Consider the following 16,436-nt stretch of genomic DNA (forward strand, 5'->3'; position numbering starts at 1 on the left):
TTTAGTTTCCTGATTTATAGTTCTGCGCCAGCTTGCGTAATCAATCTGGCTTGGGTCTTTTCGTTTGGACTAAAGCGAGGGTGTGCGAATGATGATAGCTAGCTTCAATTTTAAAAATGATCCATGAATTCAACGAGTGAAAATTCTTTTTTTATTAATCAAAATTCCCGCAGTCATTTTGCGTCCGTCGTTGTCTGTGCAGGGCTGTTCATTGCTTGCTTAATCCCTTTTCATGTGCATCCATTTCGATCCCTGTACAACGAACTGGCGATCATTATCGGGTTATTTTTTGCGTTTTTCGTATTGGCCTGGCAGCCACGCGGATCGATGATGGACTTGCTCATTCCTAAGGCGAGTATCTTGCCGTTGGGTTTGATTGTGGTGCTGGTGTTAAATCTGGTTTTTCGGACGAGTTCGGTGTGGTCGGAACTGATTTTTCCGCTGATCTATCTCCTTTTATTTTTATTTGCGATCATATTGGGTGCGAACATCACTGTGAACCAACAGCAGAGAGCGTATTTTTGCCTGGTCTTTTCTATGGTGAACGTTGCGCTGGCTGTTCTTTCGGTCAGCATAGAATATATGCAAATAGCTGGTGTTGACGGTTCTCCGTTGATGATGTCGATCGGGCATGGAAATTATTTGGTGAGAGCCTACGCCAATATTGCGCAACCAAATCAATTAGCATTGCTGTTGTGCTTTGGCATGGCTTCGACCTGGTATTTGTATCAAATAAATAAATTACCTGCGCAATGGGCTTTATCAATTGCAGGTTTCATTTTGACTGGTGTGGTGCTGACGCAATCGCGTATTGGCTGGATTATTTCTCCTCTATTTGCTGTCTTACTCATGACGACGCAGAATGGCGAAAAAAAGGTTAATCGACTTGTTGTAATGGCCTTGCTGTTGGTTTATTTTGGTATGGTATTTTTTCTGCCGTTTGCTTCCTCAGCAATGGGCTATGTTGGCGGGTCTGTTATTGAGCATGTCGGTGGCCGTTCGGAGCGCATGGGTTTATGGCAGCAAGCCTGGCATATGGCCGCAACGCATCCGTGGGCTGGTGTGGGTTGGTTCGGTTATGGTGCCGAACAAGTCAGAATTGCTGCGGATTTTAATTCCACCACGTATGCCGAACACGCACATAACATCGTGCTTAATTTTGCTGCTGAAATGGGATGGCCTGTCACCTTGGCGATCATGTTGGGTGTGAGCTGGTGGATAGTGCAAACTTGTGTGCTGGCTAAGTCAAATAGCGTAAGCCTTTATGCGTCTTTATGCTTCATCGCGGCAGGTGTGCATAGTATGGTTGAATTTCCGCTATGGTATGGCTATATCTTGTTCCCGATCGGCATGTTGATTGGTATGTCAGATCATCTGCGCTGGGAAGCGCGAGTGATGACAACTACGACAGCGCTCGTCAAAACCCTGGTGATAATCGGCTTGATGGGCATGAGTTTGATCATTTGGGATTATCAGCGCGTCGTGCGTGGCTTTAATGTTTTTCGTTGGGAGCAGATGCCTTCGGCAGTCAGCCTGCAAAAGTTAGAAAAGCCGGCGTTTACGTTGTTTCCTGAATTCTTTGATTACTTCAAATTGATGCGCATAGAACCCCGTGAAGGCATGGCGGCGGAAGAAATTGCTTATGTCGAAAAATGGACTCCCCGCTTTGGCTTTGTGCATATTCTCAATAAGATGGCAGAAATTGATTTGCTCAACGGTGAACCGGATAAAGCGGTGAGACTGATGCAAACACTACAGCGCCTTCATCCCTACGATTACCCTGAATACTTTGACTATTGGCAAGCGAAAGGTGCGCTTGACCCGCGCTATAAAGCGGCGGTTGCCCAGATACCCAAGCGCGATGCACCTTGAACCTGAGTGTTTGCTATTTTCGCTGTACTTAAGTTAGCCTGCCACATCAGTCTGTGCTTGATCAATCAGGCTAACCCAGTCCCCCGATTTGCCACCATGCTTTTCTAATATCCGTATGTCGCTCATCACCATGCCACGGTCAACGGCTTTGCACATGTCGTAGATGGTGAGTAAGCCGACTTGTACAGCGGTGAGGGCTTCCATTTCGACACCGGTTTTGCCTATGGTTTCTACTTGAGTCTGGCATTGTATGGAGTTCGTGTCAGTACTGATGCTAAAATTGACATGAACGCGCGTGATAGCCAACGGGTGGCAGAGTGGGATCAGATCGCTGGTGCGTTTGGCTGCCATGATGGCGGCAATGCGGGCGACACCTATCACATCGCCTTTTTTTGCAGTGCCTTCGGTGATGATACTCAGGGTTTCTGGTTTCATGCGGATATTGCCACAGGCAATGGCGATGCGATGGCTATCTTGTTTTTCTGCGACATCAACCATATGTGCCTGACCATCGCTGTCAAAATGGGTCAGATCGGATTGCTGGAAATGAGTAGTCATGGATGTGAAATCTAGAGGAAAGTTGAACAATTTCGGAACGAATGCCGTCAAGGAACATCATAGCACCGTGAAAAGAAAAAATATCTCCTTCCTGCGATCAAATCAGACATGCCTGCGACAACTGCTGAGTGCAGCTATTCTCGCGACGAGTTTGTGCGCCTCAAGCAACTATGCTCAAACGACCTCCGCGACGCAAAATCTGCCAACCTTAGGCGACACGTCACGAGAAGACCTGTCGCCGCTGGCTGAACGCAAGCTTGGCGAGCAAATCATGAACGTGGTCCGGCGGGATCCTGATTATATCGATGATGGCCCCGTTGCTGAATATCTGAACCGACTTGGAAACCAGCTATTAGATGCGCACCCCGATGCCAGAGGTGAGGCGGCTTATAACTTTGAATTCTTTGCCGTGCGCGATCCCGTCCTCAATGCATTTGCGTTCCCGGGTGGTTTTATCGGTTTACATACTGCTCTCATACTGACCGCACAAACGGAGTCGGAGTTAGCATCTGTCATCGGCCATGAGATCGGCCACGTTGCACAACGGCATATCGCGCGCATGCTGACTAGCCAAAAGTATGATTCATATATTCCTTTAGTGGCACTGGCTTTAGCGGTGTTAGCTGCCCGCTCAAGTCCCGATGCCGCGATCGCCGTCGCGTCTGGTGGGCAAGGACTGGCAATTCAGAAGCAGCTAAACTTTAGCAGAGATGCTGAACGTGAAGCAGACCGGATAGGCTTTCAGATATTGCAAGATGGCGGTTTTGATCCGACTGGCATGGTCACTTTCTTTGGGCGTCTTCAGGCTTCTACCCGTAACTATACGGACAATGCACCTGAATTTTTGCGCAGCCATCCGCTGACCAGTGAACGCATTGCAGACATCCAGGCGCGAGCGCAAGGCCTGCGCTATAAGCAGCGAGCGGACGGTCTCGAATTCTTTTTGATGAAATCTCGCGTGCGGGTATTGCAAGACCCTACCGTTCAGGGGTTGATCGATGCAAAGCAGTTATTTGAAATCCAGCTGAAATCGGAAAGAGAAGAAGATCAGATTGCCGCGAAGTATGGTTTAGCCTACGTTGCCTGTAAGCAGACGGATTTTATCAAGGCACGGAAGTTACTGGATCAGGCGAGGGAACAAACGGCACGTTCATCCCGACAAAAATATCTTCTTGATTTGAGTAGTGCCTTCGATAGTTTGTTTATCGACATTCTGTTGGGTAGCAAACAATTCGATCTTGCCAGTAGCGCAGCAAAAGAGGCCATCCAACGTTTGCCCTTATCTCGCGGCTTGGTCTACCAATATGTAGAAGCGCTGTTAGATGCCAAAAAAGAAGAAACAGCAGGAATCTTTTTGCGCGATCAAATTATGTTGTACCGGCAGGATGCGAAGTTGCAGAATTTATTAGCCAAAGTCTATGCTGCACAAGGCAGACAAGCTTTGCAGCATATCGCACTGGCAGAAGCATTTGCAATTCAAAATAGTTGGACGGCCGCTTTGCAGCAGCTGGATCTGGCAAGATTAGAAAAAGATGCCGGTTTTTACGAATTGTCAGTGATCGATGCCAATGAACGCGATTGGAAAGAGAATCACAAGCAAGAACTGGCAGAGGAGCGCAAACGGCGCTGACCGCGCTTTGATATCTTGCCGGAAATTCGGTAGCTTCGGTAGCTGATGAAGCAAGAGATTTTACTTACTTGATTCTCTTGGTCGTGCCTTTAAATCCGCAGCGGCCAGAATCTCATGCAGACTGCTGGCCAGGAGCGTGATCTCCTGCGAGGCATACGGCATCGACATCAAACTCAAACTCAAACTCGCACTTGCTCCGCCTGTTGCCATCCAGGTCAGGATCTGATCGTCGTCGGGAATTTGATCCTGAATACGTAAATAACGCATGATTTCACTTAAGTCGCGATCATCAACAAGGGCAATGAGCTTATCTGCGACTAAAATGATCCGTCCAGACTCATCCATGAATGCCGCTGTTAATAGTGGCATCACCTGACCAGTATGAAGTTGCAACCCGTCCGGCGCAGTATGGACAATAAATGGGGTGGCCTCTAAATCAACATACACGCGCTGCGGACCGTTTTGAAAATACCAGCAGCCTTGATCGTCGCATTGGTAATTGCGGTTGATGAAGTCGATCAAAGCGGGATGGCGGATGATGTCGCCGGGGAGTTTTAGGGCTTGGCAGCGTTCATCGCGCATGCGCCATTGGCCGCGCGCATCCAGGGCTAACCAGCCGTAGCAATGCGGTACATTGGGCCATTTTGCAATGGCGGCTTTGACGATCTCGTCCATTAGCTTGCCTTGTCAAAAAAGTGCAAAATTTTTTCTGGTAACCAATGCAGGCTACCGGGTACGTTGCCAGCGGCAAAACCAACGTGGCCGCCATGTTTAGGATAGTCCAGAATCACCGAGGGCGCGGCTTTTTGAGGTAAATATTGACCGGGTAAAAACGGATCATTTTGCGCATTCAAGACCAAGGTCGGTAGTGTGATGTCGGGCAGCACGTGACGTGCGCTGGCGCGGTTCCAATAATCGTCGGTATCCAGATAGCCGTGCAAAGGTGCCGTCACGACATTATCGAATTCGTAGAGATTTTTGGCTTCTAGTAAACGATTTCTGTCGAAAAGTCCGGGAAACTGGTTCAGTTTTTGCAGGCACTTTGGCTTTAAAGTTTTGAGAAACATGCGGGTGTAGAGCATGTTGAAGCCGCTCGACAAAGACGCGCCGCCTTGTGCCAGATCGAGTGGTGCCGAGATCGCGCAAGCAGCTTTGACAAATTCAGCCTGGTGTTGCGATTCACCAAGCCAGCGTAGCAGGGCGTTACCACCGAGGGAAACACCTGCGGCAAAAAAAACAGCATCGCCGTGTTGCTTTTGATGTTGAGATTGAATGCGACGTAATATCCAGTCAATTTCCTGTGCATCGCCGGAATGATAAAAGCGCGGTGCCTGATTCAATTCACCGGAGCAACCACGAAAATGCGGAATCGCGCCCGACCAGCCTCGCGCCTGGATTGCCGCCATCAAAGCCCGCGCATAGTGACTGTCGCTGGAACCTTCTAATCCATGAAATAGCACAACCATAGGCTGTCCAGGTTTGCCATCCACAAAATCGATATCGATAAAGTCGTCGTCCGGTGTCACCCAACGTTCACGCCGGAAGCTCACTTCGGGGCGAGGTATCCATAAAGCAGGGTAGATGGTTTGTAAATGACCACCGGGAAGCCAGCGGGGAGACTGATATTTCATTCTTGCATCATAGTGAATGTGACGGGGTGGGTGTTTCTGATATCCGGTACTGTGCGCTATTCCGTCCGGAAATACACGCCTCATTGCCGTTTTAAACTAATTACCTTTAATGTAAAACACTGGCTTTGAATAAATCCAAGGGGGCTTTGCCTGCTGCGACCGAGGCGTGATGCATAGCAATACGCCATCCTTGCGGTGTTTTCAGATAAACGTTGGTCGCAAGAATATGGACATCCGGCAAGGTTTCATTCGGACGGTGAATTTGCTCGATGACGCTATGCACGGCGGTCAACAGATTGTGCGTCGCGTGTAATTGCGTTGCCTGAATGTGGACATTGCCCCGTTCAAAGATTGCTTCCCACGACGCCCGGATGGCAGCATGACCTACTTGACGGTTAGAGCCTGGATGAATGCAGACAATTTCTTCGTCATCCGCCCACAAATCCATGAATACATCGAGATCAGCGCGACTGATGGCATCATAGAATGCAGCTTCGACTTCGTCAGCACTGCCATTAAATTGCTTTTTTGCGGGCATGATGAGCTTACCTGATTTTTTGCTGGTGCTACGACCGCGAAAGCGATACGTAGCGATGGAAAATCTTAGTGGCCTTTGATCACGGTACCTGGAGCCAGTTTGTATTGCGTACCACAGTAAGAGCAAGTTGCCGAGCCGCCGTGGGACAAATCAAGAAAAACGCGTGGATGGGAAGACCACAATGGCATTGCTGGATTTGGGCAGTGTGCAGGCAAATCTTTGCCTTGCAGTTCGACGACATTGTTCGCTGATGTGGCGCTGTTATTGGTGGACATAAAGACTCCGGTAAAAATGTTTGCTAATTAGGTGCAATATTGGATGCAAAAGCAGCTTGGCATGCGAAGCATTTTGCGGCTTGGACACGCCATGGTTGCTATTTGCATCGGTTCTCAAATTCAAGCGGTGATTTTAACGGATTCCAGCTACTTGCTGTCGTTAACTATTGCTGATTCTATCGCTGATTGTATCGTTGATTGTATCGCTGATTGGCGAGCTTTTCTGATCAAGGCTAAAATGCACGGCTATTTGTTGAGAAAAGTTGCCATGTCTTTTGAATCTGATCAAGCTGCCACCAAAGAGGCGCTGCGTCTGGGAGCGCCCACCTGGTTTGGTATAGGTGCCTGGGGATTGGTGGTTGGCATAGCCATGATCAAAGCGGGCTTGAGTCTGCCGCAAGCGTTTGGGATGACCTTTATTGTTTTTGGTGGATCCGCGCAATTGGCGTCTTTGCCGCTGATCGGGGCGCATGCGCCAGTGTGGGTGATCTTCGCGACGGCACTGGCGGTCAATTTGCGATTTGTTATCTTTTCAGCAATATTAGCGCCGCATTTCTCGCATTTGCCTTTGCGTCATCGCGCCTGGTTGGGGTTTCTGACTGGAGATGTGGCGGTGGGCTTATTTATTCAGCGCTTTCCTGACTTGCAAGACATGAAAGGCAAGCTAGCGTTTTTGAAGGGCCTCATCTTTCCGAATTGGGCTGCATGGCAAATCGGCTCTGTTATTGGTATTTTGTTAGGAAGCCAGGTTCCCGCCAATTGGGGGCTGGGTGTAGCAGGCACGCTGGCGATTTTGTGCGTGATGCTGCCTTTGATTATCAACCGTGCGGCTTTGGCTGGAGTGGTCGTCGCTGGCGTTGTGGCGCTGTTGTGCTTTCATTTCCCTTATAAACTCGGTCTCTTACTTGCAGTGATATTGGGTATGGCAACCGCGATGTTGTTGGAAGAGCACATGCTCAAGAGTAAAAAAATACCGGATGGGAGTGAGCAAGCATGAGTGATCTTGAGATCTGGATCGTTATTTTTTCTTTATGGTTGGCAACTTTTATTGCTCGTAGTGGCTTTTGGTTGGCTGGAAACCGGATTAATTTGCCGCAACGCGTTCAGGAAGCCCTGCGCTATGCACCTGCCTGCGCGTTGGCGGCAATTATTGTGCCTGATTTTTTGCTTAATCCGCATGGAGGTAGTGAATGGGATTTTAGTTGGCAAAATCCTAAGTTGATGGCCGGTATCGCAGCGACGGTGTTTTTTCAAGTGCGTAAAAACATGTTGCATACGATCATTTTCGGCATGTTAGTGTTCACCGGTTTGCGTCTGCTTTAGTTGGTCAGATAGGAATAGATACGAACGGCGGGACGACCCGCCGTTTTCATTTACCGGAGCTACCGCGCGGGCTTTATCCGCCCTGCGGAAACTAGAAAATATTAATACATTAACATTTTTACACTGGTATGCAGACAATTTAGGTGAGCTGGCGCCAAAATCAGATGCAAAACTCTGTGGCGTGGGCTGGGGGCTTTGGTAAAATAGCGGTTTTAGCGCATTTGTCTTACTTTTGAATCTTGCTCGGCAATGTTGTTTATAACGAAATTGCTGCGGAATTAATATTTGTTTGATTCGGAGTCAGATCGCTTTTTCCTTCAACCTAGCCAATTCTCATTCCACATCGCGATGAAATTTAATCGACTCAGCGACCTGATCGCAGGTAACCAGCTTCAAGGCAAACGTGTTTTCATTCGTGCCGACCTCAATGTTCCTCAAGACGACCACGGCAATATTACCGAAGATACGCGTATTCGTGCGTCAGTTCCGGCGATTCAGCAAGCGTTGAAGGCGGGTGCTGCTGTGATGGTGACGTCGCATCTGGGGCGTCCGACAGAAGGTGAATTCAAAGCAGAAGATAGTCTGGCGCCAGTTGCAGTGCGTTTATCCGAGTTACTTGGCGTACCTGTCAGTTTGAAACAGAACTGGGTTGACGGCGTTGAAGTCGCCGCTGGTCAAGTGGTATTGTTGGAAAACTGCCGTGTGAATAAAGGCGAGAAAAAGAATGACGACGCGCTCGCACAAAAAATGGCTGCCCTGTGCGATGTGTATGTGAACGATGCATTTGGTACTGCGCACCGCGCCGAAGCGACTACCCACGGCATCGCAAAATACGCGCCAGTGGTTGCAGCTGGTCCATTATTGTCTGCTGAACTAGATGCTCTTGGCAAAGCACTCGGCCTACCAGCGCGTCCTTTGGTGGCGATTGTCGCGGGTTCTAAAGTATCAAGCAAACTGACTATCCTGAAATCCCTCGCAGACAAAGTTGATAACTTGATCGTTGGCGGTGGTATTGCGAATACGTTCATGCTGGCTTCTGGCTTGAAAATCGGTAAATCATTGGCAGAAGCGGATCTGGTGGATGAAGCAAAAGCGATCATCGATATGATGGCAAAACGTGGCGCATCCGTACCTATTCCTACTGATGTCGTATGCGCGAAAGAATTTTCACCGACGGCTGTGGCAACGGTTAAAGCCGTGGCGGATGTTGCCGATGACGACATGATTCTCGATATTGGCCCAGTCACTTCTGCTTTATTGGCAGAGCAAATCAAAACTGCTGGCACGATCGTCTGGAACGGCCCGGTTGGCGTATTTGAGTTTGATCAGTTTGGCAATGGCACCAAAGTGTTGGCGCAGGCGATTGCTGATTCTGCTGGCTTCTCGATTGCAGGTGGCGGTGATACGCTGGCAGCGATTGCTAAATACCAAATCGCTGATCGCGTTGGTTATATCTCGACTGGCGGTGGCGCTTTCCTGGAATTTTTGGAAGGGAAAACTTTGCCCGCGGTAGAAATTTTATTGCAACGCGCGGCACAGTAAATAAGTTAAATTCAAAGAAATTAGTTCAAAGAAATTAGTTCAAAGAAATTAGTTCATCACCGCATCAAACCATTAATAATAATTCAGGAGACCAGATGTTACGTGCTACTAAGATTGTTGCCACCATAGGCCCCGCTTCCAATGATGTGGAAACACTCAAACGGATGATTAACGCGGGCGTCAATGTGGTGCGTCTGAACTTTTCTCATGGCAAGGCGCAAGATCACATCGATCGCGCCGACATGGTACGTCAGGCGGCAACAGCATGCGGACGCGAAGTGGCAATTATGGCGGATTTGCAAGGTCCAAAAATCCGTATTGGCAAGTTTGAAAATACCCGTATTCAAATTGAGAATGGCGATAAGTTTATTCTCGACGCGGATTGCACGATGGGTAACCAGGAACGTGTTGGTCTCGATTACAAAGCCTTGCCACGTGATGTCAAAGTGGGCGACGTTTTATTGCTCAATGATGGTTTGATCGTATTGATTGTTGAACGCATTATCGGTAATGAAATCCATACGGTCGTCAAAATCGGTGGTGAGCTGTCGAACAATAAAGGTATTAATCGTCAGGGTGGTGGTTTGACTGCACCTGCTTTGACAGCAAAAGATATGGAAGACATCAAAACAGCGATGTCATTCCAGGCAGATTATGTTGCGGTCTCATTCCCGAAAAATGCGACTGACATGGAAATGGCGCGTCAATTGGCCAATATTGCTGGTGAGCCTTATAACCACAAGCCAATGATGATTGCCAAGATCGAACGTGCTGAAGCGATTCCGGTCTTGCAAGAAATTCTGGATGCATCCGATGGCATTATGGTCGCGCGTGGTGATCTGGCAGTCGAAGTTGGCAATGCGGCAGTTCCGGCATTGCAAAAGCGCATGATCAAAATGGCGCGGGCGTCGAACAAATTAGCAATTACCGCAACGCAAATGATGGAGTCGATGATCGTCAATGCAGTGCCAACACGTGCTGAAGTATCCGACGTCGCCAATGCGGTGTTGGATGGTACTGATGCGGTGATGACGTCTGCCGAAACTGCGTCGGGTAAATATCCTATCGAGACGGTAGAAGCAATGTCGGCGATTTGCCTGGAAGCAGAAAAATTCCAGGAATATAAGCTCGATGCTGATTTCCTGAATCTGGCGTTTACCCGCATCGATCAGTCGATTGCTTACGGTGCATTATTTACCGCGCATCATCTTGGTGTGAAAGCGATTGTGGCTTTGACTGAATCTGGTTCAACCGCATTGTGGATGAGTCGTCACAGTATTGATGTGCCTTTGTTTGCTTTGACACCGAGTATCGCAACGCAACGCAAAGCAGCCCTGTATCGCAACGTCCGGACTTTTACTTTGCCGTATGCGGCAGATCGTGATGCCGTGTTGAGATCGGCGGAGACGGTATTGCTGGAAAATGGCGTCGTCAGCAAAGGCGACATGATCGTTGTGACCTGGGGTGAACCTATGGGGCAAGTAGGCGGCACGAATGCGCTGAAGATCGTGAAGGTTGGTGAATTTCAGTCCTAAGTAACCCGGTAGCTTTTATGGCCTGATAGAAAAAGATTTGTTGAACTGATCTGCAATTTTTAATGCAGTATCAGATTTGAAAGTAAAGATTTTTAATAGTACTTCTGGAGTTTAATATGCCTCTCGTATCGATGCGTCAATTGCTGGATCATGCTGCTGAAAACGGCTATGGTTTGCCAGCGTTTAATGTCAATAATCTGGAACAAGTCACTGCCATCATGGAAGCTGCCAATGAAGTTGGCGCGCCTGTGATTATGCAAGCCTCTGCTGGTGCCCGTAAGTATGCTGGTGAAGCATTCTTGCGTCATCTGATCGAAGCTGCGGTCGAAGCTTACCCACATATTCCGGTAGTGATGCATCAGGATCACGGCCAATCGCCTGCGGTTTGTATGGCAGCGATTAAATCCGGTTTTACTTCGGTGATGATGGACGGTTCTTTGATGGAAGATGGCAAGAGCGTTGCCAGCTACGAGTACAACGTTGAAGTATCACGTGAAGTCGTTAAATTTTCGCACTCCATCGGTGTGACTGTCGAAGCAGAACTCGGCGTGCTCGGTTCTTTGGAAACCATGATGGGCGACAAAGAAGACGGTCACGGTGCTGACGGCAAAATGACGCGTGAACAGTTGTTGACTGACGTGCAGCAAGCTGCTGATTTCGTTAAACAAACTCAATGTGACGCACTGGCGATTGCGATCGGTACGTCCCACGGTGCATACAAGTTCTCTCGCAAGCCTACCGGCGATATTCTGGCAATCGACCGCATCAAAGAAATCCATGCTCGCATTCCAAATACTCACTTGGTGATGCACGGTTCTTCTTCCGTGCCGCAAGAATTGCTCGAAGAGATTCGTCAATTCGGCGGTGACATGAAAGAAACCTACGGCGTGCCAGTGGAAGAAATCGTGATTGGTATCCAAAATGGTGTACGTAAAATCAACATCGACACTGATATCCGTCTGGCAATGACTGGCGCGATCCGTCGTTACATGTTTGAAAATCCAGGCAAGTTTGACCCACGTGATTACTTAAAGCCAGCACGTGAAGCAGCGAAACTGGTCTGCAAGGCACGTTACCTGTCGTTCGGTTGCGAAGGTCAGGCAGCGAAGATAAAACCGATGTCGCTGGAAAAAGTCGCCGAGCAGTACAAAAAAGGCGCGTTGTCGCAGATCGTCAACTAAGTAATGTGTAAGCTCAGGGCGCAGAAAATGCGCCCTGAGCATTTTTGCAGCATTCATTTACATTATAAATTTGCAGTTAATGTGCAGTATTTTAGAGTATTGAAAAATCATGACTACCCAAATTAGCTCCACACTTCACTCTTTGCCTTTGTTAGGCCGTGGCAAAGTACGCGATAACTACGCTGTTGGCGACGATAAATTGCTCATTGTGACCAGCGATCGCTTATCTGCGTTCGACGTCATCATGTCCGAGCCTATCCCGGAAAAAGGCCGCGTGCTGAATCAAATGGCCAATTTCTGGTTCGAAAAATTAGGCCACATTGTGCCGAATCATCTGACTGGTATTGCTCCTGAGAGCGTCGTAGCCGCAGATGAAGTAGAACAAGTGCGTGGTCGCGCGGTGGTTGCTAAACGTCTCAAACCTATCATGGTCGAAGCTGTCGTTCGTGGCTATATCATCGGCTCTGGATGGAAAGATTATCAAGCGACTGGCGCCATTTGCGGTATTACTTTGCCTGCCGGTTTGCCACAGGCAGCCAAGTTAGCTGAACCTATTTTCACACCAGCAGCAAAAGCCGAAATGGGTGAGCACGACGAGAACATCAGCTTTGCCGACATGGAACAACGCATAGGCGCAGAACTCGCTGCCAAGATGCGTGATATCAGTATTCAGCTTTACACCGAAGCGTCAGAATACGCAGCCACACGCGGCATCATCATCGCTGATACCAAGTTTGAATTCGGTCTCGATGACAATGGCGTACTGCATTTGATGGACGAAGTGTTGACGGCCGATTCTTCTCGTTTCTGGCCTGCTGATTCCTATGCAACTGGTATTTCTCCTCCATCGTTCGATAAGCAATTTGTGCGCGACTATCTGGAAACCATTACCAGCTGGAACAAAACAGTACCTGCCCCGACATTGCCAGAAGACGTGATTTTAAAAACCTCTGCTAAATATCAGGAAGCGCTGGAGCGTCTGACTGGTGAAAAACTGAAGGCATAATCATGACGCAAGAGCAAAAAATTGTCGTTGGTGTAGTTATGGGCTCATCCTCTGATTGGGACGTGATGCAGCATGCGGTTGCAATCTTAAAAGAGTTCGGCATTGGTTTTGAAGCCAAGGTCGTCTCTGCTCATCGTATGCCGGATGAAATGTTCACGTTTGCAGAAACCGCCCGTGAACGCGGCATCCGCGCGATTATCGCTGGTGCTGGTGGCGCTGCACATCTGCCAGGCATGATCGCCGCTAAAACCATTGTTCCGGTGTTTGGTGTGCCAGTACCCTCTAAATATTTGCGTGGTGAAGATTCTTTGCTGTCTATCGTGCAAATGCCAAAAGGGATACCCGTGGCGACGTTTGCGATTGGTGAAGCCGGTGCCGCCAACGCTGCGCTGGCGGCGATCGCGATGCTGGCAACCACGGATGATGCCTTGGCTGCGCAATTGCTGACGTTCAGAGAAAAGCAAACGCAAGTTGCACGCGATATGGTGCTGCCAGTTTGATTGCTTAACAATGTGCAGCGGTGATGTTGAATTCAACCCTTAGCAGCGCCGTTGCCTGTTTTGAATCTTAAAAACGACGAAAGACAGACAGCTTTTTGCGTGTGTGTCAGCAATATGAATTTGAAAGAGTTTGCATACTCCTAGTGAGTATTTTAAAACGTCCATTCTGTCTCAATGACAAATGACGTGTTTTTCTAAATAAAGGGGGGGAGTATCTTTATTCCCTCACTGAATCGCAGGCTGTTTTTGAACGCCTCACATAGAATTTGACATCATGACTATCGACAAGCAAGTACATCCAAGACGACCATTATTGCCGAATACCGACAAAAGCTGCCTTGGCATCTTAGGCGGTGGTCAGTTAGGTCGCATGTTTGCGCACGCAGCTCAGGCACTCGGCTACAAGGTTGCCGTGCTGGAGCCGGAAGCAGGCTGTCCTGCCGCGCAGGTGGCAGAACACCATGTACAGGCCAATTATGATGACGCGACAGGTTTGAGCGAATTACACAAGTTCGCTACCAGCGTCACGACTGAATTTGAAAACGTTCCTGCTGATAGCCTCGATTATTTTGCTCGTGGTGGCTTTGTAGCACCAGCTGGCGCTTGTGTTTCTATTGCGCAGGACAGGCTCGCCGAAAAGCATTTCTTTACCCGCTGCGCATTGAATAATGGCGTTTACCCAGCGCCGCATTGGGGCATCGCAACGCACGCAGATGTGCTAAGCGCACCGGATGATTTGCTGCCTGGTATTTTGAAAACCGTACGCATGGGTTATGACGGTAAAGGTCAGGTCAGAGTTCGCACCCGCGCAGAATTGGAAGCGGCGTTTGCTGGCATGAATGGCCAACACTGCATTTTAGAAAAAATGCTGCCGCTGGCTTACGAAATATCCGTCCTCGTTGCTCGCGGTGTTGACGGCGAAGCCGTGGTCTATCCGATCGCTGAAAATGTCCATCGTGACGGCATCTTATTTACGACGCTAGCACCAAGCCCGAATGTGTCACCAGACATCGCCAAAAAGGCACAAGCTGCCGCTTTGGATATCATCGCAGAACTCGGTTATGTCGGCGTGTTGTGCATCGAATTTTTTGTGCTGCAAGATGGAACGATGGCCGTCAATGAGATGGCACCGCGTCCGCACAACAGTGGTCATTACACTATTGATGCTTGCATCACCAGCCAGTTTGAGCAACAAGTACGCGCTTTGGCGCAATTGCCGCTGGGCGATGTGCGTCAACATTCAGCCGCCGCCATGTTGAATATTTTGGGCGACGTCTGGTATGAGAATGCCAGCACAGATACCCAGCACGAACCAGCCTGGGATCAGGTCATGGCGATTCCAGGTGCGCATGTTCACTTATACGGCAAAGCCGAAGCACGTCGCGCACGTAAGATGGGACATGTCACTTTTGTCGCTACCAGCATGCCAGAAGCGCAGGCAGCATTAGCCAGAGCCTGCGTCATTCTCGGGATTGCCGCGCCGGAGCAAGCATGAGGTCAGTAGTCAGCAAGACAAATGTACCGCTTGAAATTATCGCGGCGGCACAAGCTTTAGAAGCTGGCAAGCTGGTCGCTTTTCCGACAGAAACGGTCTATGGTCTTGGTGCGGATGCAGAAAACCCGCAGGCGGTTGCCAATATCTATGCCGCCAAAGGACGTCCTTCCAATCATCCTGTGATTGTGCACATCGCACCAGGCGCCGACATCAGTTACTGGGCGAAAGAGATTCCGGCCGAAGCAGAAAAACTCATCGCAGCATTTTGGCCCGGTCCGCTGACTTTTATTTTAAAGCGGGCCGATCACATTCCGGCTGCGGTGTCCGGTGGTCAGGATACGGTTGGCATACGCTGCCCGTCGCATCCAGTGGCGATCGCGCTATTGAGTGCGTTTAAAGGTGGTAAAGGTGGCGTTGCTGCGCCGTCAGCCAATAAATTTGGCCATGTCAGCCCAACCATGGCATCTCATGTGATCGAAGAGTTTGAACAAGAAGTGCAGCCAGGTGGTTTGATTGCACAGGTGTTGGACGGTGGTCAGAGTGAGGTTGGCATCGAATCAACGATTGTCGATTTAAGTCGTTTAGCCACCCATGGCCCAGTTTTGCTCAGACCTGGGCATATCAGTGCAGAACAATTGGCTGCAGTGCTGGGCGTTATGCCTGCCAGTCCCGACGCCGCCGCACCGCGTGCATCAGGCACGTTGGATGCCCACTATGCGCCGCACACGCCGGTGGTGCAGGTCGCCGTTGGAGAACTTGATGATGTGGTTCAACAATTACAAGCCAAAGGCAGGACATTGGCCTTAATGAGCTACCTCGCGCATCCTGCCATTCATGCCGATGCCTGGCGACATTTGCCAAATGATCCGGTTGGTTATGCCCATGATTTGTATGCTGGCTTGCGCGAACTCGATCATGCGCATGCCGATGTGATTCTGGTCGAAGCCTTGCCGCAAGAAAAAATCTGGCAAGGCGTCAACGACCGCCTGCGCCGCGCCGCATTTGATTCGAGGGATGTGTTGGAAAAGATGTTGGGGAATTGAGTTAAAAGTAGGGCGGGCTGCACTCGTCCTACAATCGGATCCCATCAACTTACTTGTAAATCAACTTCATCGCCAAAATGAAAGACGCCAGCACCAAGGTCACAATATTGGCAATGATGACTGGCCACGCCTGCAACAAGATGCCATAAGTCATCCACATCAGGATGCCAGCAATAAAGATCACGTACATACTCAGCGATACGCCCTCAGCGCGTTTAAAGCGCCAGGTCATCCAGGCTTGAGGGATAAATGCGGCGGTGGTCAGGCTGGCGGCGCAATAGCCGACCAAATCAGAAGTGAGCATGAA

At 49.3% G+C, this 16,436-nt stretch carries 17 protein-coding genes; 11 read left to right on the forward strand and 6 right to left on the reverse strand.

Going from position 1 to position 16,436, the window contains the following annotated elements; translation table 11 throughout:
- The first annotated feature begins 123 nt into the window (after positions 1-123).
- Positions 124-1,872: a PglL family O-oligosaccharyltransferase gene (locus H8K32_RS17280; protein ID WP_186913810.1), complete on the forward strand. Its 1,749-nt coding sequence runs from the start codon at positions 124-126 to the stop codon at positions 1,870-1,872.
- A gap of 33 nt (positions 1,873-1,905) precedes the next feature.
- Here H8K32_RS17280 and moaC read toward each other — a convergent pair whose 3' ends face one another.
- Positions 1,906-2,430, reverse strand: a complete 525-nt coding sequence (gene moaC, locus H8K32_RS17285) for a cyclic pyranopterin monophosphate synthase MoaC (RefSeq protein ID WP_186913811.1) — start codon at positions 2,428-2,430, stop codon at positions 1,906-1,908.
- Between moaC and H8K32_RS17290 the strand changes: the two genes are divergently transcribed.
- Positions 2,429-4,060 (forward strand): beta-barrel assembly-enhancing protease, encoded by a 1,632-nt coding sequence (locus H8K32_RS17290; RefSeq protein ID WP_186913812.1) that lies wholly within the window; start codon positions 2,429-2,431, stop codon positions 4,058-4,060. The two genes, moaC and H8K32_RS17290, sit on opposite strands and share 2 nt — an antisense overlap.
- Positions 4,061-4,120: 60 nt before the next feature.
- Here the strand turns inward: H8K32_RS17290 and H8K32_RS17295 are convergent, their stop codons facing one another.
- The 4 genes from H8K32_RS17295 to H8K32_RS17310 form a co-directional block, all read right to left on the reverse strand.
- Positions 4,121-4,735 carry a DUF2946 family protein gene (locus H8K32_RS17295; protein WP_186913813.1) on the reverse strand — a complete coding sequence of 205 codons (615 nt, stop codon included), beginning with the start codon at positions 4,733-4,735 and terminating at the stop codon, positions 4,121-4,123.
- Positions 4,735-5,691, reverse strand: coding sequence for a YheT family hydrolase (locus tag H8K32_RS17300; protein WP_186913814.1), 957 nt, complete (start codon positions 5,689-5,691; stop codon positions 4,735-4,737). Before H8K32_RS17300 ends, H8K32_RS17295 begins: the two co-directional genes overlap by 1 nt.
- 106 nt (positions 5,692-5,797) lie before the next feature.
- Entirely contained in the window at positions 5,798-6,229 is a 432-nt protein-coding gene (locus H8K32_RS17305) for a YybH family protein (protein ID WP_186913815.1), read from the reverse strand.
- 65 nt (positions 6,230-6,294) lie between these two features.
- Positions 6,295-6,504: a zinc-finger domain-containing protein gene (locus H8K32_RS17310; RefSeq protein ID WP_186913816.1), complete on the reverse strand. Its 210-nt coding sequence runs from the start codon at positions 6,502-6,504 to the stop codon at positions 6,295-6,297.
- Positions 6,505-6,547: 43 nt separating this feature from the next.
- Here H8K32_RS17310 and H8K32_RS17315 point away from each other — a divergent pair, with 43 nt between their 5' ends.
- From H8K32_RS17315 to H8K32_RS17355, 9 genes are all read left to right on the forward strand, one after another.
- Positions 6,548-7,501 carry an AzlC family ABC transporter permease gene (locus H8K32_RS17315; protein WP_343068056.1) on the forward strand — a complete coding sequence of 318 codons (954 nt, stop codon included), beginning with the start codon at positions 6,548-6,550 and terminating at the stop codon, positions 7,499-7,501.
- Complete coding sequence (locus H8K32_RS17320; RefSeq protein ID WP_186913817.1) at positions 7,498-7,827, forward strand: AzlD domain-containing protein; 330 nt, start codon at positions 7,498-7,500, stop codon at positions 7,825-7,827. Before H8K32_RS17315 ends, H8K32_RS17320 begins: the two co-directional genes overlap by 4 nt.
- A 348-nt stretch (positions 7,828-8,175) precedes the next feature.
- On the forward strand, positions 8,176-9,369 hold the full coding sequence (locus H8K32_RS17325) for a phosphoglycerate kinase (protein WP_186913818.1): 1,194 nt from the start codon (positions 8,176-8,178) through the stop codon (positions 9,367-9,369).
- Positions 9,370-9,464: 95 nt separating this feature from the next.
- Positions 9,465-10,904 carry a pyruvate kinase gene (pyk, locus tag H8K32_RS17330; protein ID WP_186913819.1) on the forward strand — a complete coding sequence of 480 codons (1,440 nt, stop codon included), beginning with the start codon at positions 9,465-9,467 and terminating at the stop codon, positions 10,902-10,904.
- Positions 10,905-11,020: 116 nt separating this feature from the next.
- Positions 11,021-12,085, forward strand: coding sequence for a class II fructose-bisphosphate aldolase (gene fba, locus H8K32_RS17335; RefSeq protein ID WP_186913820.1), 1,065 nt, complete (start codon positions 11,021-11,023; stop codon positions 12,083-12,085).
- Positions 12,086-12,194: 109 nt separating this feature from the next.
- Entirely contained in the window at positions 12,195-13,091 is an 897-nt protein-coding gene (locus tag H8K32_RS17340) for a phosphoribosylaminoimidazolesuccinocarboxamide synthase (RefSeq protein ID WP_186913821.1), read from the forward strand.
- Between the two features lie 2 nt (positions 13,092-13,093).
- Complete coding sequence (purE, locus tag H8K32_RS17345; RefSeq protein WP_186913822.1) at positions 13,094-13,591, forward strand: 5-(carboxyamino)imidazole ribonucleotide mutase; 498 nt, start codon at positions 13,094-13,096, stop codon at positions 13,589-13,591.
- A 274-nt stretch (positions 13,592-13,865) separates the two neighbouring features.
- Complete coding sequence (locus tag H8K32_RS17350; protein ID WP_186913823.1) at positions 13,866-15,086, forward strand: 5-(carboxyamino)imidazole ribonucleotide synthase; 1,221 nt, start codon at positions 13,866-13,868, stop codon at positions 15,084-15,086.
- A complete protein-coding gene (locus H8K32_RS17355) occupies positions 15,083-16,129 on the forward strand; it encodes an L-threonylcarbamoyladenylate synthase (RefSeq protein WP_186913824.1) in 1,047 nt (348 codons plus the stop codon). Before H8K32_RS17350 ends, H8K32_RS17355 begins: the two co-directional genes overlap by 4 nt.
- 49 nt (positions 16,130-16,178) lie before the next feature.
- Here H8K32_RS17355 and H8K32_RS17360 read toward each other — a convergent pair whose 3' ends face one another.
- Complete coding sequence (locus H8K32_RS17360; protein WP_186913825.1) at positions 16,179-16,433, reverse strand: SemiSWEET transporter; 255 nt, start codon at positions 16,431-16,433, stop codon at positions 16,179-16,181.
- Positions 16,434-16,436 lie beyond the last annotated feature (3 nt).

It is taken from the genome of Cognatundibacterium jejuense, from assembly GCF_014284255.1.
GTDB lineage: Bacteria > Pseudomonadota > Gammaproteobacteria > Burkholderiales > Burkholderiaceae_D > Undibacterium > Undibacterium jejuense.